This is a genomic window from Microbacterium azadirachtae, from assembly GCF_025583665.1.
In the GTDB taxonomy this organism is placed as follows: domain Bacteria; phylum Actinomycetota; class Actinomycetes; order Actinomycetales; family Microbacteriaceae; genus Microbacterium; species Microbacterium azadirachtae.
The window spans coordinates 198,130-219,816 of record NZ_CP099706.1; the positions used below are offsets into that span (position 1 = coordinate 198,130).

Annotated in this window: 24 protein-coding genes; 4 read left to right on the forward strand and 20 right to left on the reverse strand. The window is 71.2% G+C overall.

The window, feature by feature from the left end; genetic code table 11:
• Window positions 1-22 precede the first annotated feature (22 nt).
• From NFX31_RS00930 to NFX31_RS00995, 14 genes are all read right to left on the reverse strand, one after another.
• Complete coding sequence (locus tag NFX31_RS00930; protein ID WP_262956477.1) at window positions 23-715, reverse strand: SGNH/GDSL hydrolase family protein; 693 nt, start codon at window positions 713-715, stop codon at window positions 23-25.
• A 60-nt stretch (window positions 716-775) separates the two neighbouring features.
• Window positions 776-1,120: a hypothetical protein gene (locus tag NFX31_RS00935; RefSeq protein WP_262956478.1), complete on the reverse strand. Its 345-nt coding sequence runs from the start codon at window positions 1,118-1,120 to the stop codon at window positions 776-778.
• On the reverse strand, window positions 1,117-1,737 hold the full coding sequence (locus NFX31_RS00940) for an Asp23/Gls24 family envelope stress response protein (RefSeq protein ID WP_045251106.1): 621 nt from the start codon (window positions 1,735-1,737) through the stop codon (window positions 1,117-1,119). Before NFX31_RS00940 ends, NFX31_RS00935 begins: the two co-directional genes overlap by 4 nt.
• Window positions 1,734-2,309, reverse strand: coding sequence for an RNA polymerase sigma factor (locus tag NFX31_RS00945; protein WP_091477790.1), 576 nt, complete (start codon window positions 2,307-2,309; stop codon window positions 1,734-1,736). Before NFX31_RS00945 ends, NFX31_RS00940 begins: the two co-directional genes overlap by 4 nt.
• Before the next feature lie 111 nt (window positions 2,310-2,420).
• On the reverse strand, window positions 2,421-2,684 hold the full coding sequence (locus tag NFX31_RS00950) for a GlsB/YeaQ/YmgE family stress response membrane protein (RefSeq protein WP_262956480.1): 264 nt from the start codon (window positions 2,682-2,684) through the stop codon (window positions 2,421-2,423).
• Window positions 2,685-2,728: 44 nt separating this feature from the next.
• Window positions 2,729-2,968, reverse strand: coding sequence for a CsbD family protein (locus NFX31_RS00955; protein WP_045251103.1), 240 nt, complete (start codon window positions 2,966-2,968; stop codon window positions 2,729-2,731).
• Between the two features lie 84 nt (window positions 2,969-3,052).
• Complete coding sequence (locus NFX31_RS00960; RefSeq protein WP_262956481.1) at window positions 3,053-3,664, reverse strand: hypothetical protein; 612 nt, start codon at window positions 3,662-3,664, stop codon at window positions 3,053-3,055.
• A complete protein-coding gene (locus NFX31_RS00965; protein ID WP_091477787.1) occupies window positions 3,661-4,227 on the reverse strand; it encodes a hypothetical protein in 567 nt (188 codons plus the stop codon). Before NFX31_RS00965 ends, NFX31_RS00960 begins: the two co-directional genes overlap by 4 nt.
• Complete coding sequence (locus NFX31_RS00970; RefSeq protein WP_091477786.1) at window positions 4,224-4,568, reverse strand: hypothetical protein; 345 nt, start codon at window positions 4,566-4,568, stop codon at window positions 4,224-4,226. The genes NFX31_RS00965 and NFX31_RS00970 overlap by 4 nt, the downstream gene beginning before the upstream one ends.
• Window positions 4,565-4,756, reverse strand: coding sequence for a DUF2273 domain-containing protein (locus NFX31_RS00975; protein WP_045251099.1), 192 nt, complete (start codon window positions 4,754-4,756; stop codon window positions 4,565-4,567). Before NFX31_RS00975 ends, NFX31_RS00970 begins: the two co-directional genes overlap by 4 nt.
• Window positions 4,753-5,184 (reverse strand): Asp23/Gls24 family envelope stress response protein, encoded by a 432-nt coding sequence (locus NFX31_RS00980; RefSeq protein WP_045251098.1) that lies wholly within the window; start codon window positions 5,182-5,184, stop codon window positions 4,753-4,755. Before NFX31_RS00980 ends, NFX31_RS00975 begins: the two co-directional genes overlap by 4 nt.
• Before the next feature lie 142 nt (window positions 5,185-5,326).
• A complete protein-coding gene (locus NFX31_RS17445; RefSeq protein WP_338101480.1) occupies window positions 5,327-5,536 on the reverse strand; it encodes a TraR/DksA family transcriptional regulator in 210 nt (69 codons plus the stop codon).
• 140 nt (window positions 5,537-5,676) lie between these two features.
• Window positions 5,677-6,942, reverse strand: coding sequence for a hypothetical protein (locus NFX31_RS00990; protein ID WP_262956482.1), 1,266 nt, complete (start codon window positions 6,940-6,942; stop codon window positions 5,677-5,679).
• A 387-nt stretch (window positions 6,943-7,329) separates the two neighbouring features.
• A complete protein-coding gene (locus tag NFX31_RS00995; RefSeq protein WP_262956483.1) occupies window positions 7,330-8,607 on the reverse strand; it encodes an MFS transporter in 1,278 nt (425 codons plus the stop codon).
• Between the two features lie 125 nt (window positions 8,608-8,732).
• Between NFX31_RS00995 and NFX31_RS01000 the strand changes: the two genes are divergently transcribed.
• Window positions 8,733-10,415 carry a LuxR C-terminal-related transcriptional regulator gene (locus NFX31_RS01000; RefSeq protein WP_262956485.1) on the forward strand — a complete coding sequence of 561 codons (1,683 nt, stop codon included), beginning with the start codon at window positions 8,733-8,735 and terminating at the stop codon, window positions 10,413-10,415.
• Window positions 10,416-10,620: 205 nt separating this feature from the next.
• Here the strand turns inward: NFX31_RS01000 and NFX31_RS01005 are convergent, their stop codons facing one another.
• From NFX31_RS01005 to purL, 5 genes are all read right to left on the reverse strand, one after another.
• The gene (locus tag NFX31_RS01005; RefSeq protein ID WP_262956486.1) at window positions 10,621-12,222 is read right to left on the reverse strand and encodes an amidohydrolase; all 1,602 of its coding nucleotides are present in this window, start codon (window positions 12,220-12,222) and stop codon (window positions 10,621-10,623) included.
• A 1-nt stretch (window position 12,223) separates the two neighbouring features.
• Window positions 12,224-13,597, reverse strand: a complete 1,374-nt coding sequence (locus tag NFX31_RS01010) for an APC family permease (RefSeq protein ID WP_262956487.1) — start codon at window positions 13,595-13,597, stop codon at window positions 12,224-12,226.
• 127 nt (window positions 13,598-13,724) lie between these two features.
• A complete protein-coding gene (locus NFX31_RS01015; protein ID WP_262956488.1) occupies window positions 13,725-14,744 on the reverse strand; it encodes a LacI family DNA-binding transcriptional regulator in 1,020 nt (339 codons plus the stop codon).
• Window positions 14,745-14,985: 241 nt separating this feature from the next.
• Window positions 14,986-15,150 carry a hypothetical protein gene (locus NFX31_RS01020; RefSeq protein WP_262957255.1) on the reverse strand — a complete coding sequence of 55 codons (165 nt, stop codon included), beginning with the start codon at window positions 15,148-15,150 and terminating at the stop codon, window positions 14,986-14,988.
• A gap of 16 nt (window positions 15,151-15,166) precedes the next feature.
• On the reverse strand, window positions 15,167-17,494 hold the full coding sequence (gene purL, locus NFX31_RS01025) for a phosphoribosylformylglycinamidine synthase subunit PurL (protein ID WP_262956489.1): 2,328 nt from the start codon (window positions 17,492-17,494) through the stop codon (window positions 15,167-15,169).
• Between the two features lie 387 nt (window positions 17,495-17,881).
• Here purL and NFX31_RS01030 point away from each other — a divergent pair, with 387 nt between their 5' ends.
• Together NFX31_RS01030 and NFX31_RS01035 are read left to right on the forward strand one after the other, a co-directional pair.
• Window positions 17,882-19,483 (forward strand): APC family permease, encoded by a 1,602-nt coding sequence (locus NFX31_RS01030; protein ID WP_262956490.1) that lies wholly within the window; start codon window positions 17,882-17,884, stop codon window positions 19,481-19,483.
• 76 nt (window positions 19,484-19,559) lie between these two features.
• On the forward strand, window positions 19,560-20,525 hold the full coding sequence (locus NFX31_RS01035) for an RNA polymerase subunit sigma-70 (RefSeq protein ID WP_262956491.1): 966 nt from the start codon (window positions 19,560-19,562) through the stop codon (window positions 20,523-20,525).
• Between the two features lie 34 nt (window positions 20,526-20,559).
• On the opposite strand, the gene NFX31_RS01040 is transcribed toward NFX31_RS01035, so the two are convergent.
• Complete coding sequence (locus tag NFX31_RS01040) at window positions 20,560-21,021, reverse strand: Lrp/AsnC family transcriptional regulator (RefSeq protein ID WP_045251090.1); 462 nt, start codon at window positions 21,019-21,021, stop codon at window positions 20,560-20,562.
• Window positions 21,022-21,114: 93 nt separating this feature from the next.
• On the opposite strand from NFX31_RS01040, the gene NFX31_RS01045 reads away from it, so the two are divergent.
• Entirely contained in the window at window positions 21,115-21,558 is a 444-nt protein-coding gene (locus tag NFX31_RS01045) for a rhodanese-like domain-containing protein (RefSeq protein WP_262956492.1), read from the forward strand.
• The last annotated feature ends 129 nt before the right edge of the window (window positions 21,559-21,687 follow it).

Below are 21,687 nucleotides of genomic sequence, written 5' to 3' on the forward strand. Positions count from 1 at the left end.
CGAGATCCACGCTGTGCGCGGGCTACGGGTCCAGCCGGCCGGCCGCGACGTCGGCGCGGAGCTGCGGGAGCACGCGAGACCCGGATGGATCCAGTCCCAGCACGGTCGCCACCTCCAGGGCGATCGCCGCGTGCCCGGTGGCATTGGGGTGGAACGGGTCGTTCATGAGCCCCCAGGGCACGCCGCCGTTCCCGAGGTCGGCGAAGCGCGTGAAGATGTCGACGAGGACGGTCTGCTCGGCCACGGCGACGTCGCGCACCGCCTGCGCGAACTGCGCGATCCGGCTGCGCTCCGGTGCGTTCGGCACGTCCACCGCGGGCTGCGTGAGCAGCACGGGGGTCGCGTCGAGCGCGCGCACCCGGTGCACGAAGTCCGTCAGCGACGCCGCGAACTCGGCGGGCTGGACGGCCGGCGAACCGCCGTCCTCCACGCAGTCGTTCGTGCCGATCATGAGCGTCACGACCTGCGGGCGCCAGGTGGCGACCCGGCGGTCGAAGTCGTCCAGGATCTGCGTGATCCGCCACCCGCTGATCGCCGTGTCCAGGACGGCGTCGTGCACGCGGCCGAGCTCGCCGCGGATGATCTCGTGCAGATGCTCCGCGTACGTGCGGGCGCCCTGCGTATGGACCGTGCCGTGGGTGATCGAGTCGCCGGTGAGCACCCAGGTGAGGGGTGCGTCGGCGGCGAGGGCGCGGGCGAGGTCGTCGGCGGTCATGGGTCCATTGTGGTGGCTCCGTGCCGACGGCGATGACCGCACCACCGCCGGCGCAGTCCGTCAGGCCGTGGTCGTGGCGGCGTGCTCCGGCGGGGCGACGTCGAGGTGCGCCACGGTGAGACGGATCCGCACCGGGACCGAGGCGGCGCGGCGGATGATCCGCTGTGCCGCCCGCGCGGTCTCGCCGGCGGGCCGGGCGTCGTCGAGACCGAGCGCGACCTCGACCTGCGCGACCTCGCCCGGGCGCACCACGACGCGCGCGGCGTCGTCCGCGCCCCGCAGCTTCGCGGCGACCTCGCGCAGCCGTCCTCCGCCCGATGCCGGATAGACGGCGCTGATCCCGGGCTCCGCGAGCAGATCCTGCTCGATCCGCGCCGCCAGCTCGGCGGCCTCTGCCTCGGTCATCGCGCACTCCCTCCGCCGCTCGGAAGGTCCCTCACATCGTGCACCACGATGTCGATCCCGGTGAGGTTCAGCTCGGTGTGGGTGCGCAGGCGCTCGCCGATCTCGTCGCGCAGGCGCTCCGCGAGACGGGAGATCGGCAGCCCGTAGGGGACGCTGGCCTCGACCTCGATCCGCACGGGAGCGCCGGGAGTGGCGACCTCGCCGTCCAGGCGGCACCGGCCGATGAGCACCCCGGGGACGCCGTCGCCCGCGGCGCGGATGAGGCCGCGGACCGCGCCCTCGGTGATCCCGAGATCGTCGTCCGGCTCTGCGACCGGGAACGGGATGCGGCGTCCCGCACGCGCGTCCCGGGCGATGCCGTCGAGGATCGAGCGGACCCAGTTGTCGTCGGGCTGCGGCTCCCCTGCCGTGTCCTGGTCGAGCAGCGCCGGTCCGAGCCGCCGCAGCCGCTCGAGGGCGTCGAGCGCGATCCTGCAGCCCGGCGAGGCGTCGATCGACGGGTCGGCGGGCTGCCGGCCGGCGTCGAGGTAGTCCGACAGCTCGTCCATGGTGTGGCCGTCGAGGTCTTCGGGCTCGAAGCCGAGGGCGTTCGCGCCCGTGCTGTCGTCGCGTGTCATCGCCACTCCTCCATTCGCACGATGATGTGCTTTCGGGCGCGCGCCAGCAGGCCGCGCACCGTGCTCACCGGCTGGTCCAGCTGCTCCGCGATCTCGTCGTACGAGCATCCGCCGAGCTCCCGCAGCACCCACGATTCGCGCTGCGGGCCGGGCAGCTCGTCCAGGGCGTCGGCGAGCGCGGTCAGCTCGGCGCGGTGCTCGGCGCGACGCGCCGGCCCGTCGTCGGGGCGGGCGCTGAGGTCGATGCCGTCCACGGCGTCCAGGTCGAGGTGCGGGCGGGTCGCGCGCACCTCGTCGATCGCCTTCCTGCTCACGATCCGCATGAGCCAGCCGCGCACGCGGCCCGGGTCGTCGAGCTCCGGCAGGCGCTGCCAGGCCGTGACGAGGCTCTCCTGCACGATGTCGTCCAGGTTCGCCGTGCCGCTGAGGATGCGGCGGGCGTACGCGCGCAGGAGCGGCGTGTAGCGGCGCACGAGCACGGCGAAGGCGTCCACATCCCCATCCGCCGCGCGTCCCGCGAGGGTGCGGTCGTCGGCGGTCTCGAGGGCCGGTCCGTCATCTAGGCCGGTCATCGATCACTCTCCCTTCGAGGCGGCGGTTCTGACGCGCCTGCGGGGCCGGTGCCGGAGCACCGACCCCGAGGCGGCTCACCGGGACGAACCCGGCGAGCGCGGCGCGACCCGTCAGGCCTTGCGCCGTCCGACGACGAGGCCGTAGATCAACAGGACGACCAGCGAACCCCCGATGGCCAGCAGCCACGTCGTGAGACTGAAGAAGGACTCGAGGCCGACATGGAAGATCAGGCCGCCGAGCCATCCGCCCAGCAGCGCGCCGACGACGCCGAGCAGCAGGGTCACGAACCAGCCGCCGCCCTGCTTCCCGGGCAGGATTAGCTTGGCGATCGCCCCGGCGATGAGGCCGAGGAGGAGGAATCCGAGGAATCCCATGGGTTGCTTCCTTTCGTCTGCTCCGGCGTGCGCCGGAGCGGGTTTCACTTCTTGAAGAGACGTCCTGCCTTGTCGGCCAGGTCCTCCGCGGCGTCCTTGACCTTCTCCGCGGCGTCCGCGACGGTCTCGGTGACGTCGGCGACGACTTCCTTCAGCCGTCCCTCCGCGTGATTCTCGCGGCCCTGTTCGGCGATCCGGTCGTTCCCGGTGGCGTCGCCGACCTTCTCCTGCGCCGCTCCCAGGATCTGCTGACCCTTCGCTTCCGCCTTGTCCTTGAGGCTCATGCTCGTTCCTTTCTGTCATCCGGCACCGACCAGGCGCCGGTCGTCGTTCCCGCGATGCGCACCCCGCGATGCGATCGCGTCGCTTCAGCGCACCTTCGCCCCGAACCGGAGGCGATCGAGACCTCCGCGATCGGCCAGGTGCAGCACCATCGGGCTCTGACTCCCGCTGAGCGCGTCCCAGTCCGCGGCCGTGCGCTGCACCTCGGAGACCAGTGCGGCCAGATCCGCCCCGGCGCGCGGCACGACGGCGACGCGCAACGCCGTCCGCCTGGCCACCCGGTACGCCCGGGTGCGCGAGGAGAGCACGTCGGCCCGCGACCGCAGCGGATCCGCGAGCACCGCGTCGGCGACCGACTCGTCGACCGCCGTGCGTCCGGCGGTGTCCTCGAACGTCGCCACGGTGCGCGTGCGGCGGCGGCGCCGCGTGCCGAGGAACGCGATGAGGATCACCGCGACCCCGGCGCCGAGGGCGCCCAGCGCCACCGCGCCGCCGTCCACGACCGTCCCCGTCGCCGGGATCCGCCATGACGGGGCGACGCGGGCGAGACCGTCGATCGCGTGACGGACGGGCTCCCACCACGATGAGACGAGGAGCGGCGGGAGCAGAGGCTGCGCGGCCAGCAGCGCGGCGGCCAGAGCGAGCGCTCCGGCGAGCAGCAGCACCACCCGATTCAGGATCCGGGATCTCGTCCTCATGCCAGCACCCCCTTCGACGATACGATCACGACGGGCTGGAGCGGGAAGCCGAGCCGTTCCAGCGCCCGCTCCGCGGCACCCGCCGCCGCGCGCTCGTCGACGGGGACGCCGCTGATCGGCTGGATCCGCACGCGTGCGCGCCGTGCCGTCACGGTGACCGAGACCTGCGACGGCGCCAGTGCGCACCGCTCCGCCACCGCGTGGGCGGCGGCGTCGGCGAGCAGTCCGTCGTCGACCACCAGCTCCACCCTTCCCGCGGTGCGTCCGTGACGGGCGCGATGCCCCGGGACGACCGCCAGCGCCAGAAGGATCAGCCCGACGACGGCCGCCGCCAGCGCCACGGTCGCCCGTACGGCCGGCTCCTCCCATGCCGACCGCACGAACGCGACCGTGTCGCCGGCGGCTGCCCCCGCCCGCGCGTCCCCCGCGGTCCACAGGCACAGCGCGGTCGCCCCGACGACCGCCGCCAGCAGCACCACCGCGACCACGACCGCGGGAGCCGTGCGCGAGGCGCGGAGCTCACGGTGCAGGAGACGTCGTCCTGCATGTCGCTGCTCGTTCACCGCACCCTCCTCCTCTCGACGCGGCGGACCCCCGAGTAGCGGAGATCCACGCCGTCCACCCTTCGCCCTGCCAGATCCGCCATGCCGGCCGTCAGGGCCGCCCGCAGCTCGGCCCCCTGTTCGACGAGCGTGCGCTCGGGCGCGTGCCCCTGCACCAGCGGCAGGCTCACCGCGGCGTGCAGGCCGCCCCGCGCGTCCTCCCACCGCACCACGACCTCGCGCGCAGACGCCCCCGATGCGTCTGCGACGAGGCCCGTGGCGAGACGCCGCAGCGCCTGCGCGGTGAGCGTCGTGCGTCCGCGCTGCGCGGACCCGGCGTCCGTCGCAGCCTCGGCGCTCATGACGACGTGCGTCGCCCGCGCAGCGCCTGGGCGAGCCCGCGCAGGTCGATCTCGCCCTTCACGACCCGGGCGACACCCAGGCCGGCGAGCATCGCCAGACCCACGAACAGGAAGGCCCAGAAGCCGAAGGCGACCCAGGTCAGCGCCAGCACCGCACCGACGGCGGCGCCGATGGTGCTCGCACTCACTGGACTCGCGCCTCCTGGGCGTCGTCACCCTCGTCGTCGGACGGGATGTGCACGTCGTTGACGGTGACGTTGACCTCGGTCACCTCGAGGCCGACGAGCTTCTCCATCGCCGTGTACACCGCTGCGCGGACGGCGGAGGCGAGATCCTGCAGCGAGACCGGATACTCGGCGACGAGCGTCACGTCGACCGCGACCTGTCGTTCGCCGACCTCGACGCCGATGCCCTGAGCGAGGTCGGTGGAGTTCAGCGCGTCGCGGATCGCGCCGACGACCCGAGCGGCACCGCCGCCGAGCGCGTGCACCCCCGGAACCTCGCGCGCCGCGATGCCGGCGATCTTCGCGACGACCGCATCCTCGATCGTGGTCTTGCCGGACTGGGTCCCCGTCGCCTGAGCGGTCTGCTTGCCGGTGGTGATGTCGTTGGCCATGTGCTCTTCCCCTTCATGCTGCGCACCTCCGTGCGCATCCCCTCCGTGGGCGCCGCTTTTGCGACGTCATCTCTTTGACGCGCCGACGCACGGATTCGTCACAAAAAAGTTCCCGAGGGGCTGGAGCCGGCGGCAGGGCGGGTCAGCGACCGAGCTTCTCCGCACAGGCGACGCAGTGCTCGGCGAACGGGCGCACCTCGAGGCGCCCCGCAGGGATGGGGCGCCCGCACGATGCGCAGACGCCGTAGGTGCCCGCGTCCACGCGCGCCAGCGCGTCGTCGACCTGCTGCAGCTTGGCGGCGGCCGCGTCGGCGAGCCCGGCGAGGCGCGACCACTCGGACGAGAGCGTCACGCCTTCCGGGTCGTGCTCGTCGTCGTCGTGGGATCCCTCCCGGTCGTGCAGCAGCGCGCGGAGCGCCTCGTCGGCCGCCGCGACCTGCGCCTGGGCCTCGGAGCGGAGCTCTTGCCCGCGCCGCCATTCCCGGTGTCGCCTCAGCAGACGAGTCTGTGCGTGTAGGTCGCGATCGGGTCTGTGCCGCCGTAGAGGTGCACGACCGCGCTCGTCACACCCGTGTCGAGGACGATCGGCGCGTTGGCTCCCGCGTTGTAGTAGACCAGCCGGCCGTCGGGCGCGAGATACGTCGCGTGTCCGACGACGACGGAGTCCGCGGGGACGCCCGTCGCGGTCTGATACGTGCCGTTGGTGACGCCGTAGACCGCGGGGATGCCGGTGGTCACATAGGTCACATACGGATCCGTGCCGCCGTAGAGCGCCGTCGTCGCGCTGGACACCCCGGAGCTGACCACGATCGCGGTGCCGGTGGCCGCTCGGTAGTAGTAGAGCAGCCCGTCGGGGGCGAGGAAGGTGGAGTGGCCGACGGCGGTCGTTCCCGCGGGGACGCCGGTCGCGGTGACGTAGCTCCCCGTCGTGGCGTTGTACGCCCTCGCCACGCCGCCCGCCACGAAGGTCAGCACCGGCTGTGTGCCGTTGAAGAGCGACACCTTCGCGCTCGACACGCCGGAGGCGACCAGCACGGAGGAGTTGGTCGCCGAGTTGAAGTAGTAGAGGTCTCCGTTGGCAGCCAGGAACGTCGCGTGCCCGACCGCGGTGGATCCGTTCGGCACGCCTGCCGCAGCGATCGTGACGCCGGTCGCCACGTCCTGCACTCGGGCGACCCCGCCCGACACATACGTGGAGTAGGACTGCGTTCCGCCGATGAGGACGGTCGTGCCGCTGGTGACATTCGTCGCGAGCGGGATCGCCTGCCCAGCGACGGTGTTGAAGTACACGAGGCTGCCGTCGGGGTTGAGGAAGGTTCCGTGGCCGACGGCGACCGAGCCGAGGGGGATCCCGGTCGCCGGCGGGTTCCCGGTCGACACGACGTCGTAGATCTTGGCGCCGACCTGAGCCGTGACGGTCACCGGCGCGTTCGCGTTCGCGCCGGTCATCGATGCGCCCATCGACACCGCGGAGGTCGTGTTGGGGGATGCGGTGATCGCGGGCAGGACCACCTTGCCGTTCGGATCCGTGGTGAAGCTGCGAGGGCCCGTGAACCCGTCCTTCCAGGCGAGTCCGCTCGGCAGGACGACGGAGACCGTCGTGTTCGCCGCCGGCGACGTGCCGTTCGTCGTCGCCGCAAGGGTCACGTCGTTCAGATCGCCGCACCCGCCCACGGAGTAGGGGCCGTTGACGAATCGCAGGGTGGGGGAGCCCACAGACGCGGCGGCCAGTGGCGTCGCCGCGGTGGCCGCGATCACGGGGACGCTCCACGCGACGCCGCGAACGATCGTGCGTCGGCTGATCGGTCCCGCCGAGGTCGCCGGGCGGCCGCTTTCGATGGTCTCCGGTGCTTGCCGCGATTCAGCCGTCCGCCTGTGCAACATCTTGGTGTGTCTCCTTCGTCTCACGCTCTGGTCTTCCGTTCACGGCGCGGGCGGCAGACACGATAGTCGCGTCCCGACCTCCGTATCCTGCCCTCATGTCGGCAGAGCGCGACCCCACTCCCCACGTCCGCGGGTACCGGACACTGAACAGACTGTCCGAGAGACACGGAGCGAGCGACGGTTTCCGGGGTGAAATGGGGGTGAAAGCAGAGCACCGCGCCACGTCGGCGGGGCGAGGGTGCCGCTAGACGTGCGGTCCGCTCACCGGGCCTGCGCGCGTCGCCGGCGGATGTCCGACGCGAGCGCGAAGACGATCCAGCCCGACGGAATGAGGGCGAGCAGCAGGAAGAGAGCGGAGTAGTCCGGAGTGCCCGTGATCGCGATCACCGCGCCCAGGGCGAGCGAAGGACCGATGAGCTGGCCGATGCCGGTGACGGCGCTGTACACGCCGAGCCTCCAACCGGCCCGCTCCGATGTCGTGAGGGCCAACGCCGCAGTGAAGAGCAGGGTCGTGCTGATGCCGATCGCGATTCCGCTGAGAAGACCGGAGAGCATCAGCGGCGCCAGCGAAGCCGTCATCGCCCGCAGGATCAATCCCGACAGCAGCAACGCCCCTGCGAGGGACAGGAGAGGCAGCGTGCGCCTCAGCACGCGGGGGAAGACCATCATGACGACGGACGCTCCGACGAGACCGACGAGCGCGACCGCCAGCACGAGCGCTCCCGCTCGCACCGCCTGGTCCCATTCGAGACCGAGCCGCGCGACGACGTCCAGCGGGTGATAGGTCAGGTACGCGGACAAGGCGACCTGAGCGCTGAAGCCGAGCGCGAGCACCGACCCCCAGGACATCCGTGGGGTCGCCGTGCGGGCACCGTCACGCGCGGGCGGGGTCGTCGGCGCGCGAGACGCGCCGGCTGCGGGCAGGGAGGGTCGCCGCAGGGCGATCGCCGCCACCGCCACCGCGCACACCGCGAGGCAGATCGACGTGATCCATGCCGATCCGGGCAGGAGGATCAGCAACCCGAGGGGGACGAGCAACCCCACGGATGAGATCGCGATCATGATCACCGCGCTGCGTTCTCGGCGCACGGCCGGCACGTGCGTCAGCAGAGCCCGCGACACGGCGATCGCTCCCGACAGGCCTGCCTGTGCCAGCCCCCAGCCGGCCGCGAGCTCGCCTCCGGTGCGGGCGAAGCTCATCCAGGCGAGCGCGAGGACTCCCAGCACGGTCCCGCCGAGGAGAACCCACCAGCGGCTGCGCGCGGACCGCCGTCCCCGGTCGGCGGCCCACCCGGCGAGCAGCGAGCCCGCGATCCCGCTGCCGGAGCCGACGGCGATGCTGAGCGCGGTCCAGCCGGCAGCGCTGTCGGGTCCGCCGATCTCCGACGCCCGTCGCGCGATCGCCACGGTCGCCGGGGGAACGAGGGCGGCGAGCAGGAAGAACTTCGCGAGGTTCGCCTTCAGGCCGAGCATCCGTGTCTCGTCCGGCGGTGCGTCCTGGCGATCGTCGAGCAGCGGTTCCCCCGCGACGTGCTGCATGACGACCTCTCGTTCGGAGTGCCCGCCACAGTCCTGGGCGGCATGATCTGGGGCATCGGCTCGGGCGAGCAACGAGCTGCGTCCGCTGTCGGCCGGGATGTGACGACTCCGGCAGAATATCGGTTATGGAGAGCACGCCCGCTCGGGGAGACGGACACGCGAGCGGGACGGGCGCAGACGATCTCCGGCATCGCGTCGAGCTGGCCGTGCCCGCGACGGTGCAGAAGATCTCGAACGCCGTAGCGGACGAGGACTACGACGCCGTCATGGATCTGCTCCGGGCCGACTGGTTCCCGCTGATCGCGGTCCATTCGGATGAGCTCCGCAGCCTGCTCCGGGACATGCCGCCGTCCGACCTCCAGAGCCGTCCGCTGCTCGGATTCGCCTACGGACTGTCGTTCTACGGACTTCCGCACCACCGGCTCCGATCGGCCCGGATCCTCGTCTCCGTCCTGCGGGCGGCGCACAACCGGAAGCGCGAGCTCCCCGCGATCGATCGCGCTCTCATCCGGGCCAGTGAAGCGGTTGCGTACCGCCTCATCGGGCGTCCGCGTCTGGGTCTCCGCTCCGCGCGGGCGGCGGTGCGCGCGCTCGACGGCCTGAGCGAGGACCAGCGAGAAGAGGTCGGCGACATCCCGCGGATCTACAGCCAGATCGGCACGTCCTTCTATTGCGCGGGCAACGTCGAGGAGGCGCTCGGGACGTTCGTGAAGGGCTACGCCGAAGCGGCCCCCGAGCGGCCTCATAACGGCTTCGGGAACATCTCGATGCTGGCGGGCATCCACGCCTTCCGCGGTGACATGGGGCTCGCCGCGCAGTACGCGGAACTGGCGCGCGAGGACTGCTGGACGGAGATCCAGAGATCGATGTACTCGGGCACCTTCTACCGTCTGGCGGAAGCGATGATCGCCCTCGAGCGATTCGACAGCACCTCGGCGCGCGAGCATCTGGCGAGCATGGTCCATGATCGCGACACGATCGAGTTCTGGGCGGAGATCGCGATCGTCGAAGCCTGGACGGAGCTCGTCGATGGACGACCCGGGGAGGCGATCGCGCGTCTGGATGCGTTCGTCACCCGACGAGGCGCCGAGGGACGGTCCGTCGGGGCGCGGCACCGGCTCGCGGGCGTCCGCGGAGTGATCCATCTCGCCCTCGGCGACCCCCACGCCGCCTGGGCCGCCCTTCGCCGGGATCTGGGTTCCGGCGCCGATGCCCACATCCAGCGGGCGCGTGTCGCCCTGGTTCTCGGCCGCATCGATGTGGCTCTCGACGAGTCGCGACGCTCCGTCGTCGCGGGGCTCACGTCGCGCTCGGAGGCGGAACGGCTGACGATCGAGCTCGCCGCCCTGCTCCGCACGGCGCCGTCGACGCGCACTGCACGGCTCGCGCTCCACCTGGCCGCTGTGCTGGAGCACACCGGTCAACGCCTGGCACTCGCGCTGATCCCGCGAGCCGACCTCGAGAGAGTCCGCAGAGCGCTCGGAGACGTCGGTCGTGAAGACCTCGTCCAGAATGTTCCGGTGCGCTCGCTGCTGCTCTCCTGGGACGACCAGACGAGTCTGACCGAGCGTGAAGCCGTCGTGCTCGACGAACTCGTGCACACGTCATCGATCAAAGTGCTGGCGTCGACCCTCTACGTTTCGTCGAACACCGTCAAATCCCAGGTCAGGAGCATCTACCGCAAGCTCGGAGTGACCAACAGGGGCGATGCGATCGCCGTCGCCCGCGGTCGCGGCCTGTTGCGCGACGACGATCTCTCGCCGCTGCGCCCGCGGGACAGCAGGTCGAACGCGACGGATCGGTCATAGCGCCCGCTCGCCGCCCGTCGGCGGCGGACCGCGCTCGGTGCGGGCAGGGACGGGACGGCGCCGCTCGCGGTGGCGGACGCGGAGGGGCGCCTCGCTCGGAACACAACGCAGGGGAACCCGCCACCGGCATCGGCCCAGCACGCCCACACAGGGGTTTCTCCTGCGTCGTGTGCCGCCCCACCGCCCAGCCCGACCTCGACCGTGCTCAGCGTCCTGCGGTGGCCACGCCGTCGACGAGGGTGAGGAGCACCCGCGCGGCGAGGAGGTCCTCCGGCGAGGCGTCCAGCGGATCGCGGTCGACGACGACCAGATCCGCCGGTGCTCCGGGGGCGAGGCGACCGCCGTCGGAGCCGACCGCCCGGTGCGCATGGGTGGTGTACCCCTCGAGGGCCTGGAGGGCGGTGAGCGCCTGGTCCGGCGCGACGGGTGCCGAACCCGCGCTCGCGACACGGCGGCGCCCCTGGGCGTCGGCCATGATCTCCCACGGATCGAAGGGCGCGACGGGCCAGTCCGAGCCGAGAGCGAGGATCGCTCCGCTGCGGCGCACGTCGGCGGTGCGCCAGGCCCGCGCCGCACGCTCGGGGCCGAGGCGGCGGGACCAGTCGTCGGAGCCGTCGCTGCGTACGTGATGCGTGCAGTGCGTGGGCTGCATGCTCGCGACGATGCCGTTCGCGCCGATCAGCGCGATGACGTCGTCCTCCGCCGACTCGATGTGCTCGATGCGGTGCGGCACGCCCCCCGGCGGCAGTGCCGCGAGCGTCTCCGCGACGAACCGGATCCCCTGGTCGCCGATCGCGTGCGTCGCCGTGGGGACTCCCGCCCGGTCGAACCGCCGCACCCGCTCGGCATAGGCCTCGGCGGGCGCCCAGGCGGAGGAGAGCCCCTCGCCCTCGGCGTCGGGGGAGGCCAGCCACGCGGTGCCCCCCTCGACCGTGCCGTCGATGAAGAACTTCACTCCTTCGACCCGGTAGCGCCGCCCGCCGTGACCCTGCAGCGCGATGAGCGCGGCGACCTCGTCGTCCGTCGTCTCCGGGGTGACCCAGGGCGAGATGCGCAGCCGCACGGGAAGTTCGCCCGATGCCTCGATCGCGGCGAGCAGGTCGAGCGCATCCGCGTCCTGCAGGTCCATGACGTGCGCCGCCGTGATGCCGACCGCCGCCATGTCCGCCAGCAGGCCCCGCAGCTGCGCGACCCGGTCGGAGAATCCGAGCTCGGGAAGAGCGCGCTCGAGGATCTCCATCGTCGGGAACTCGATCAGATGCCCGGTGAGCTTCCCGTCCTGGTCGCCCACGGCGCCGGATCCGTCCGGGTGCGTGACCGGCGCATCGATCCCGGCGCGGGCCAGCGCGGCGGCCGACGCGATGCCCGAGTGCGCGTCGAACATCGTGATGTAGGCGGGACGCTCGTCGCCGAGCACCTCCTGCAGGACCGCGTTGCCGAGGGGACGTCCTTCGAAAGCGGTCGGATCCAGTCCCCAGGCGAGGAACCACTCGTCGCCGGCCTGCTCCGCGCGCCCTCGTTCGAGCGCGGCGACCAGCTCGTCGTAGGTGTGCACGTCCGTGAGCGACAGCCCGCGGACGATGCCGAGGCTGAAGACCGGGTGGCTGTGCGCGTCGACCAGCCCCGGGATGATCGTCGCCGTGGGGTGGGTGACGAGCGCGGTGCCGGGGCCTGCGAGCGGAAGGATCTCGGATCGGGGCCCGACGGCGACGATCCGTCCGTCGGCGATCGCGACGGCGTCCGCGCCTTCCGGGGTCTCGGGGGCGAGCGAGCGCACCCGGGCGGCGATGACGATCGTGTCGATCACGTCACTCCTTCAGATCGAGGGTCGGGGTCGGGCGGCGGAAGAACCGCGTCACGATGAGCAGGAGCACGAAGCCGATCGCGAGCCAGGACAGCCCGACCACGAACGTCATGCCGGTCAGGTTCGTCCACAGCCACACGGTGAGCGCGAAGCCGATCCCCGGCAGCACCAGGTTGTTCACGGCATGCCGGCCGCCGCGCTCGCCGCGATCGACGAAGTAGTGCTTGATCGTGGACAGGTTCACGCAGGAGAACGCGATGAGGGCGCCGAAGCTGATCATGTTCGAGACGGTGAGCAGGTCGGCGAACAGCGCAGAGAGCGAGACGGCCGAGACGATCAGGATGGGGACGACCGGGGTGCCGAACCGCTTGCTCAGGTTGCCGAAGACGGCACGCGGCAGCACGCCGTCGCGGCCCATGGCGAACAGGATCCGCGCGACGGAGGCCTGCGAGGTGAGCGCGGATCCGACGCTGCCGGCGATGAAGCCCGCGATGAACAGGACGGACAGCCACTGCTGTCCGAGCGACGCCACGACCTCGATGCTCGCGGTGTCCGCCGACGTGAAGCGGTTGGACGGGTAGGCGATCTGCGCGACGTAGGTGAGCAGGATGAACAGCAGGCCGGCGACGACCGTGACGATCATGATCGCGCGCGGCACGGTGCGCCGGGAGTCCTTCGCCTCCTCGGAGAGCGTCGAGACGGAGTCGAATCCGAGGAACGACAGGCAGAGGATCGCGGCGCCCTGGAACAGCGGGAAGAAGCTGCCCACGGTGCCGTCGCCGCTGAACGGCGCGAGCAGGTTCGCTCCGTGACCGGCCGCCGCCCCCAGGGACAGCGCGACGAAGGCGACGATGAACACGGTCTGCACCGCGATGATGACGAAGTTCGCGCGGGCGACCGAGACGATGCCGATGACGTTGAGCACGGTGACCACGGCGATCGCCACGACGATCCAGACCCAGGACGGGACGCCGGGGAAGCTGCTTCCCATGTAGAGGCCGATGATCAGGTAGTTGATCATCGGCAGGAACAGGTAGTCGAGCAGCAGCGCCCAGCCCGCGAGGAAGCCGATCGCGCCGCCGAACGACTGCTGCGTGTAGACGTAGGCGGATCCGGAGTACGGGTAGGCCACCGACATCCGCGCGTAGGAGCGCGCCGTGAACACCATCGCGACGAGCGTGATGACGTAGGTCGCGGCGACGCGTCCGCCGGTGAGCTGGGTGACGATGCCGTACGTGGTGAACGCGGTCAGCGGCACCATGTAGACGAGGCCGAACAGCACGAGCGAGGGCACGCCGAGGACGCGGCGGAAGCGTCCCTCGGTGACCTGGGCGGTGAGTTCGGTGGGCGCGGCCAGGGATTCGTCGGACGTTGACATGGGGGGCTCCTGATGGCGGACGCGACATCGTCGTCGGCCGCAGAGGTCAGCGGATCAAGGTGCTTGAAGAGTAGCAATATCGATAAAGCATCGCAAGCGCGTCGTTCGGAAGGCGCCGCAGGGCGGATCAGGCCGAGCCGCGGGTGGAGGCGCGGCGGTGCACGGTGATCGGCACGACCTCCCGGATCGGCGCGCCCTCCTCGTCGGCGGTGCCGTCGAGCACCGCGAGCGCGGCGCGCACGCAGCGCCGCCCGAACTCGCGGGCGTGCAGGTCGATCGCCGTGATCGAGGGACGCGTCAGCGAGAGCACCTCGGTGTCGACGAGGGCGGCCACGAGCAGGTCCTCGCCCACGCGGCGGCCGAGCTGCTGCGCGCTGGTCACGACGCTCAGCACGGTGCCGTCCGAGACCGACACGATCGCATCGACCGGATCCTCGTCGTCCTCGGCGAGGAGGTCGGAGACCGCGGCATGGATGACCTCGGGCGGCGCCGGATGCTCCACCTCGCTGATGCGGGGGTGCAGGCCGTGCTCGGCGCACCACTGCTCGAACGCATCGCGCACCGTGAGCGCCCAGTAGCCGCGCAGCTCGGGGAAGAGCATCGCCGGGCGGCGCATCCCGCTCTCGAGGAGGTGGTCCATGAGCTCGCGCACCGCGGGCGCGTGCTCGCTGGTGACCCAGGCGCGGGGCTCGGGGAGCCCGGCGGGCGTCGGCTCTCCGGTGATCACGGGCAGGCGGCCGGCGAGCAGCGTGTGCACGACCGGATCGTTGAGGTCGGGGTCGAGCAGGATGACCGCGTCGGCGGTGAGCTGGTCGGCGCGGTCGGCGCCCTGCTCGGTCGGCAGCATGATCACCGTCATGCCGGCGCGGTTCGCCTCCTCGACGATGCCGAACGTCGCCTCCATGTAGTACGACATCGTGGTGCTGTCGGGCGGGAGGCGCAGGGCGAGCATGCCGGTGCGCGAGCCCTTGAGATGGCGGGCGACGGTGTTGGGGCGGTACCCGAGCTCATCGGCCACCTCGTGCACGCGGCGCCGCATCTCCTCCGACACGCGCCCCCGTCCGGTGATCGCGAAGGACGCGGTCGAGCGGGAGACGCCGAGGCGATCGGCGATGTCCTGCAGGGTCACCGCACGGTCGGGTCGCATGCTGTCGAACCTACCCCGTGCGTCGGGGCGGTCGCGCCGCGAGGGCGTCGGCCGCCGCGTGGGGAGGACGTTCTGCAGGGACCCGGTGCTGTTCTGCAGGGTGGGTCTGCCGGGAGTGGGTCGAATCAGGCCGCGGCGCCCGTGTTGCGGCTTCGACACCCGGCCGAACCGCGAGACCTCCCTGCAGAACGGCCGAGCCTCCCTGCAGAACGGCGCGCGAGGAGCGGTGCCCGACCCCGGGTCAGCCCAGAAGCACCGTGAGCACCGTGGACCCGCCGCCCACGAGGATGAGGGCGACGATCACGACCCAGGCCGTGATGCGGATCCGGCGCTGCCGGCGGGCGCTGTAGATCGAGAGGTCCTCGGTGGCCCGTGAGCCTGTCGAAGGGTCGGGCGTGCTGTTCACGTGGTCTCCCGCGGCGTCAGGCGCCGACGGGCTCCGCGACGGTCGGTCCGAACGCGGCCGGCAGGGTCGCCTGCGCGGTCGCGCGCAGCTCGTCGACGGAGAGGGTGAACACGTCCTGCACCTCGAGCTGCGGCGCGCTGTCGGTCACGCCGATGCGCAGCGCCGGGTAGCCCCGGCCCTCGCACAGGCCGCGGAACTTGACGTCGTCCTCGCGCGGCACGGTCACGATCACGCGACCGGTCGACTCCGAGAACAGGGCGGTCGCAGCGTCCACGCCGTCGCGCTCCATGAGCTCGGTCAGCCATACGCGGGCGCCGACGCCGAAGCGCATCACGCCCTCGGCGAGCGCCTGACCCAGGCCGCCCTCGCTCAGATCGTGCGCGGAGGAGATCAGCCACTCGTCGCGGGCGGCGGCGATGAGGCCGGCGAGGCGCTTCTCGGCCGCGAGGTCGACCTTGGGCGGCAGCCCGCCGAGGTGGTCGTGGATGACGTCGGCCCAGGCGGATCCGCTCAGCTCGGTCGACGTGGTGCCGAGCAGGTAGATGTTCTGGCCCTCGTCCTGCCAGCCGGACGGGATCCGGCGGGACACGTCGTCGATGATGCCGAGCACGCCCACCAGGGGGGTCGGGTGGATCGGCACGTCGCCGGTCTGGTTGTAGAACGAGACGTTGCCGCCGGTGACGGGGGTGCCGAGCTCGTAGCAGCCGTCGGCCAGGCCGTCGACGGTCTGCCCGAACTGCCACATGACCTCGGGGTTCTCCGGGGAGCCGAAGTTGAGGCAGTCGGTGATCGCGGTCGGCTCGGCGCCGGTGACGGCGACGTTGCGATAGGCCTCGGCGAGGGCGAGCTGCGCGCCCGCGTACGGGTCGAGCTGGCTGTAGCGGCCGTTCGCGTCGGTCGAGATGGAGAAGCCCAGGCCCGACTCCTCGTCGACGCGGATCATGCCGGCGTCGTCGGGGAAGGCGAGGGCGGTGTTGCCGAGGACGTAGTAGTCGTACTGGTTGGTGATCCAGCGGGTGTCGGCGAGGTTCGGGCTCTCCAGCAGGGCGAGGAACTGCTGCTTCAGCGCTTCCGGGTCGTTGTCGCGGGGGAGCAGCTCGGCCGCATCGGCCTGCAGCGCGTCGATCCAGGTCGGGTAGGCGACGGGACGGTCGTAGACCGGGCCGTCGACGGCGACCGTGGAGGGATCCACGTCGACGATCCGCTCCCCCTGCCAGTCGATGATGAGGCGGCCGTCTCCGGTGACCTCGCCGAGGACGGAGGTCTCCACGTCCCACTTCTTCACGACCGCGAGGAACGCGTCGAGCTTCTCGGGCGCGACGATCGCCATCATGCGCTCCTGCGACTCCGACATGAGGATCTCCTCAGCGGTCAGCGTGGGGTCGCGCAGCAGCACGTTGTCGAGCGACACATGCATGCCGGAGTTGCCGTTGGCGGCCAGCTCGCTCGTGGCGCAGGAGATGCCGGCCGCGCCGAGGTCCTGGATCGCCTCGACGAGCTCGTCGCGGTACAGCTCGAGGCAGCACTCGATGAGCACCTTCTCGGCGAAGGGGTCGCCGACCTGCACGGCGGGCCGCTTGGTCGGGCCGGTCTCGTCGAACGAGTCGGAGGCGAGGATCGACGCGCCGCCGATCCCGTCGCCGCCGGTGCGGGCGCCGAAGAGCACGACCTTGTTGCCGACGCCGGTGGCGTTCGCGAGCTTGAGGTCCTCGTGGCGCAGCACGCCCACGGCGAGCGCGTTGACGAGGGGGTTCGCCTGGTAGACGGCGTCGAACACCGTCTCGCCGCCGATGTTGGGCAGGCCGAGGCAGTTGCCGTAGAAGCTGATGCCGGCGGTGACGCCGTGCACGACGCGGGCGGTGTCGGGGTCGTCGATCGCGCCGAAGCGCAGGGCGTCCATCACGGCGACCGGACGGGCGCCCATCGAGATGATGTCGCGGACGATGCCGCCGACGCCGGTCGCGGCGCCCTGGAAGGGCTCGATGAACGACGGGTGATTGTGCGACTCGGCCTTGAACGTGACGGCCCAGCCCTCGCCCACGTCGATGACGCCCGCGTTCTGCCCCATGCCGACCATGAGGCGCTTGCGCATCTCGTCGGAGACCTTCTGCCCGAACCGGCGCAGGTAGTTCTTGCTGCTCTTGTAGGAGCAGTGCTCGCTCCACATCACCGAGTACATCGCCAGCTCGCCCGAGGTGGGGCGGCGGCCGAGGATCTCCCGGATCCGCGCGTACTCGTCGTCCTTGAGACCGAGCGCCGCGTACGGCTGCTCCTTCTCCGGCGTCGCGGCGGCGTTCGCGACGGAGTCGGGGACGTGGGCGGTGGGGGTGTTCGGGGTGGTCACACGCACTCCAAGATCGGGCCGGCGGGGCGGGATCCAGTTTAGGTGTGTTTCAGCGGTTGATCGCCGCCCTCACTTTCATAGCCCTGCCTGCGAGGTGACCCAATCGCGGGCCAGCGTGCGCCCGCGCGACGATCAGCACACCATGCGACGATCAGCACGCGGATCCGGCGAGATCGTGTGTCGGTCGTCACGCCGTGTGCAAATCGTCACGTGGTTCGGATCCGAGCCGGGCGGGAGGGGGCCGTTGCCGTCGTGCCCGGCCTTCTTCCAGGCGCCGCGAAGCAATCCTCCAGCGAACCCATAGACTCGACGGGGGGACGCAGCGGGGCGACCGCCCTGCGACGCAGCATCCGTGGCGATGTCCACGTGCGGGAAGGCAGGATCCTGATGAGTGTGAAGTACGACCAGGGAGCGCCCGACCCGGCGACGCGCACGCTCGACTCGGTCACGGGCATCAGCAAGAAGGGCCTTCCGACCGGCACCGTCGGGGTGCTCGGCGCGCTGGTGATCGGGATCTCGACGTGTGCACCGGCGTACACGCTGACCGCCGCGGTCGGCCCCGCGGCGAGCGAGGTCGGGTACCAGACGCCCGCGATCTTCCTCATGGGCTTCATCCCCATGCTGCTCGTCGCACTCGGCTACCGCGCTCTGAATTCCGCGATGCCCGACTCGGGCACCTCCTTCACATGGGCGACGCGCGCGTTCGGCCCATGGGTGGGATGGATGGCCGGATGGGGCCTGATCGCGGCGACCGTGCTCGTGCTGTCGAATCTCGCCGGCATCGCCGTCGAGTTCCTGTTCCAGTCGATCAGCATCCTCGTCGGGGATCCGTCGATCGCCGACCTCGCGGCGAACAAGTTCATCAACATCGCGGTGTGCCTGGCGTTCATGGCCCTCGCGACGCTCATCTCATACCGCGGCATGACCTCGACCAAGGTGTTCCAGTACATCACCGTGATCTTCCAGATGGCGGTCATGGTGTGGTTCGTCGTCGCGATGTTCGTCGGGGCGGGCGACCCCGCCAACAAGGAGGCCAAGCTTCCTGAACTCAGCTGGTTCAACCCGTTCGAGGTGTCGAGCTTCAGCGCCTTCGCCGCCGGCATCGCGGTGTCGATCTTCGTGTACTGGGGCTGGGACACGGTGCTCACGATGGGTGAGGAGACCAAGCCGTCCAAGGGCCGTCTGTCCACCGAGAGCAAGGCCGCGATGATCCTCGTCGCGATCCTGGTCGTCCTCTACGTCGGCACCGCGACGGCCACCGTCGCCTACGCGGGTCTCGGCGACGGCCCCACCGGGCTCGGCAACCCCGACATCATCGAGAACGTGTTCGCGGCGCTCGCGCATCCCGTCATGGGCCCGGCCGCGATCCTGCTCTCCCTCGCGATCCTCGTCAGTGCCATGGCGTCGATCAACTCGACCGCCATCTCGCCGGCGCGCACGCTTCTCGCGATGTCGCACTACGGCGCGCTGCCGCCGTCGCTCAAGAAGGTGCACCCGAAGTACAAGTCGCCGCACGTGGCGCTGCTCCTGTCGTCGATCGTCGCCTCGGTGTTCTATGCGGTCATGCGCTTCATCAGCGAGGACGTGCTGTGGGACACGATCACCGCGCTCGGCATGATGGTGTGCTTCTACTACGGCGTCACCGCGCTCGCGAGCCCCTGGTACTTCCGCAAGTCCGCCTTCCGTGAGGGCTTCGGCTCGATCATGATGAAGGTCGTGCTGCCGGGCCTCGGCGGGATCCTGCTGCTGGTCGTCTTCGTGAAGACGACCATCGACGCGATGGATCCGGAGGCCGGATCTGGAAGCAGCATCGGCGGGATCGGCCTGGTGGGCATCATCGGCGTGACCGTGCTCGGCCTCGGCGTGATCCTCATGTTCGTGCAGGCGAAGGCCTCGCCGGAGTTCTTCCGCGGCACGCGCCTGGCACGCACCGACGCGACGAACGACACCTCCGCGCTGCAGGTCTTCGACGACGGCCTGGGCGGCTGACGCCGCAGGGATCGCGCAGGGACGTGAGGGGCGCCGGCCGCGGGCGTTACGCTCTCGGCATGGCGATGGAGCACGCTTGACGGATGCGGTGCTGCTCGACCGCGCCCGGGGCGGCGACGAGTCGGCGTTCGCCACGCTCGTCGGTCCGCACCGTCGGGAGCTGCAGGGGCACTGCTACCGGATCCTGGGCTCGCTCGCCGATGCCGAGGATGCGACGCAGGAGGCGCTGATGGCCGCCTGGCGCGGCATCGCCGGGTTCGCGGGCCACAGCTCGCTGCGCACCTGGCTGTACCGGATCGCGACGCGCACGAGCCTGCGGATCGCGGAGCGTCGACCCGCGCGGCTGCTGTCGTGGGACGCGCATCCGGCGCGGGATCCGCTCGGCGATCTCGGCGCTCCCGACGATGCGACGGCGTGGCTGGAGCCCTGGATCGCGTCGGCCGACGACCCCGCAGAGGCGGCGGAGCGCCGCGATGCGATCTCGCTCGCCTTCCTCGCGGCGCTGCAGCAGCTCCCGCCGGGTCAGCGAGCGGTGCTCATCCTGCGCGACGTGCTGGACTTCTCCGCCGCCGAGACGGCCGAGGCTCTCGAGACGAGCGTCGCCGCCGTGAACAGCGCCCTGCAGCGGGCCCGCGCGAGCAGAGCCGGCGCCGAAGCGGCCGCGGACCGAGGAACCGTCCGTAATCCGGCTCAGCAGCGCGCCGTCGACGCGTTCGTGGCCGCCTTCGAGGCGGGCGACGTGCCGGGGATCGTCGGGTTGCTCACCGAGGATGTCCGCCTCACGATGCCGCCCCTCCCCGCCTGGTTCGACGGGATCGCCGATGTCACCGCGTTCTTCGCCGAGCGGTCGCTCGTCACGCCCTGGCGCGTGCGCGAGCACGTGCTGGTCAACGGCATGCCGGCGCTCGTCGCCGATCAGCAGACCGACGGCGCCTGGCGGCCCGGCGCGGTCATGGCGCTCGGCTTCCGCGGATCCGAGATCTCGTGGATCGCATCGTTCCTGGATCCGCGGGTCATCGAACGCGCGGGATCCGAGCGCTGAGCCCGGCGACCGCGCCAGGTCGGCGGCGCGGCGCTCACGCCGGCGGCAGCAGGGGCCGGGGCGGCAGCGGGGACGAGTAGACGACGCTCGTGGTCACGCTGCCGAGTGTGCCGATCCTGCCGCTCACCTGTTCGAGGTGCTTCATGCTGGTCGCGACGACCTTCATGATGAAGCAGTCGTCTCCGGTGACGTGATGCGCCTCGATCACTTCCGGCAGGCCCGCGAGCAGCTCATGCAGCGGTTCGTAGACGCTGCTCGGGTAGCGCAGGCGCAGGTAGGCGAGGATGGTGAACCCCAGCCGCTCCGGGTCGACCTGAGCGGCGTAGCCGCTGATGACGCCGGCCTCCTCGAGCCTGCGCACGCGCTCGGCGGCGGCGCTGTGGCTCATGGTGATGCGTCGGGCCAGGTCGGCGATGCTCTGGCGGCCGTTGGCCTGCAGCTCCTTCAGGATCGCTGCGTCGACCTTGTCGGGCTGAAAGGGGAGATTCACGGCCATGCGCCAAGATTGCCACGAAATCGACGCCGTTTTCTTCGGACTGCCGTGGGAGCGGCCTTCACATCGCTGAAGCGCGTGAATAGCGTTTCAGGCATGACATCGACTGCTCCTTCTGCCGATCTGCTCGTTGCCCATTTCGCCGGCAAGCTGGCCTTCGAGACCGACGCCTCCGACGTGCACGCCGCACAGGAGCAGGGGGCGGGCTTCGTGCTGATCGACTCCCGCGGCGGCGCGGCCTGGGCGCAGGGACGGATCGTCGGAGCGGTGCACATGCCGACCGCCGAGATCGCCGAGCGTGCGCTCGCCGAGATCCCCCTCGACCTGCCCGTCGTCACGTACTGCTGGGGGCCCGGCTGCAACGGTTCGACGCGCGCCGCGCTGGAGTTCGCTCAGCTCGGCTACCAGGTCAAGGAGATGATCGGCGGATTCGAGTACTGGGCCCGGGAGGGCTATCCCGTCGAGGACGCGCACGGGCCCGTCGTCCGCGCCAAGGATCCGCTCACCGCGCCGCTGAGCACGATCACCTGTGACTGCTGACGCACCCGAGATCCGTCGCGTCCGCCGGGAAGACCTGCCCGCGCTCGTCGAGCCGATCCGGGATCATGCGCGCTACGAGCGTGCCGGGAGCTGCGGGAGGATCTGAGGGAGGACCTGGGGAGGCGCTCG

Bases quoted from the DNA above. Each gene is read 5' to 3' on its own strand.
- NFX31_RS00970 (WP_091477786.1), bottom strand. From the start codon at position 4,568: ATGAGCGCCGAGGCTGCGACGGACGCCGGGTCCGCGCAGCGCGGACGC.
- NFX31_RS01040 (WP_045251090.1), bottom strand. From the start codon at position 21,021: ATGGCCGTGAATCTCCCCTTTCAGCCCGACAAGGTCGACGCAGCGATC.
- NFX31_RS01010 (WP_262956487.1), bottom strand. From the start codon at position 13,597: ATGTCAACGTCCGACGAATCCCTGGCCGCGCCCACCGAACTCACCGCC.
- NFX31_RS00945 (WP_091477790.1), bottom strand. From the start codon at position 2,309: ATGACCGGCCTAGATGACGGACCGGCCCTCGAGACCGCCGACGACCGC.
- NFX31_RS00930 (WP_262956477.1), bottom strand. From the start codon at position 715: ATGACCGCCGACGACCTCGCCCGCGCCCTCGCCGCCGACGCACCCCTC.
- NFX31_RS01015 (WP_262956488.1), bottom strand. From the start codon at position 14,744: ATGCGACCCGACCGTGCGGTGACCCTGCAGGACATCGCCGATCGCCTC.
- NFX31_RS01045 (WP_262956492.1), top strand. From the start codon at position 21,115: ATGACATCGACTGCTCCTTCTGCCGATCTGCTCGTTGCCCATTTCGCC.
- NFX31_RS01000 (WP_262956485.1), top strand. From the start codon at position 8,733: ATGGAGAGCACGCCCGCTCGGGGAGACGGACACGCGAGCGGGACGGGC.
- NFX31_RS01030 (WP_262956490.1), top strand. From the start codon at position 17,882: ATGAGTGTGAAGTACGACCAGGGAGCGCCCGACCCGGCGACGCGCACG.
- NFX31_RS00950 (WP_262956480.1), bottom strand. From the start codon at position 2,684: ATGGGATTCCTCGGATTCCTCCTCCTCGGCCTCATCGCCGGGGCGATC.
- NFX31_RS00980 (WP_045251098.1), bottom strand. From the start codon at position 5,184: ATGGCCAACGACATCACCACCGGCAAGCAGACCGCTCAGGCGACGGGG.
- NFX31_RS00940 (WP_045251106.1), bottom strand. From the start codon at position 1,737: ATGACACGCGACGACAGCACGGGCGCGAACGCCCTCGGCTTCGAGCCC.
- NFX31_RS00935 (WP_262956478.1), bottom strand. From the start codon at position 1,120: ATGACCGAGGCAGAGGCCGCCGAGCTGGCGGCGCGGATCGAGCAGGAT.
- NFX31_RS00995 (WP_262956483.1), bottom strand. From the start codon at position 8,607: ATGCAGCACGTCGCGGGGGAACCGCTGCTCGACGATCGCCAGGACGCA.
- NFX31_RS00960 (WP_262956481.1), bottom strand. From the start codon at position 3,664: ATGAGGACGAGATCCCGGATCCTGAATCGGGTGGTGCTGCTGCTCGCC.
- NFX31_RS00955 (WP_045251103.1), bottom strand. From the start codon at position 2,968: ATGAGCCTCAAGGACAAGGCGGAAGCGAAGGGTCAGCAGATCCTGGGA.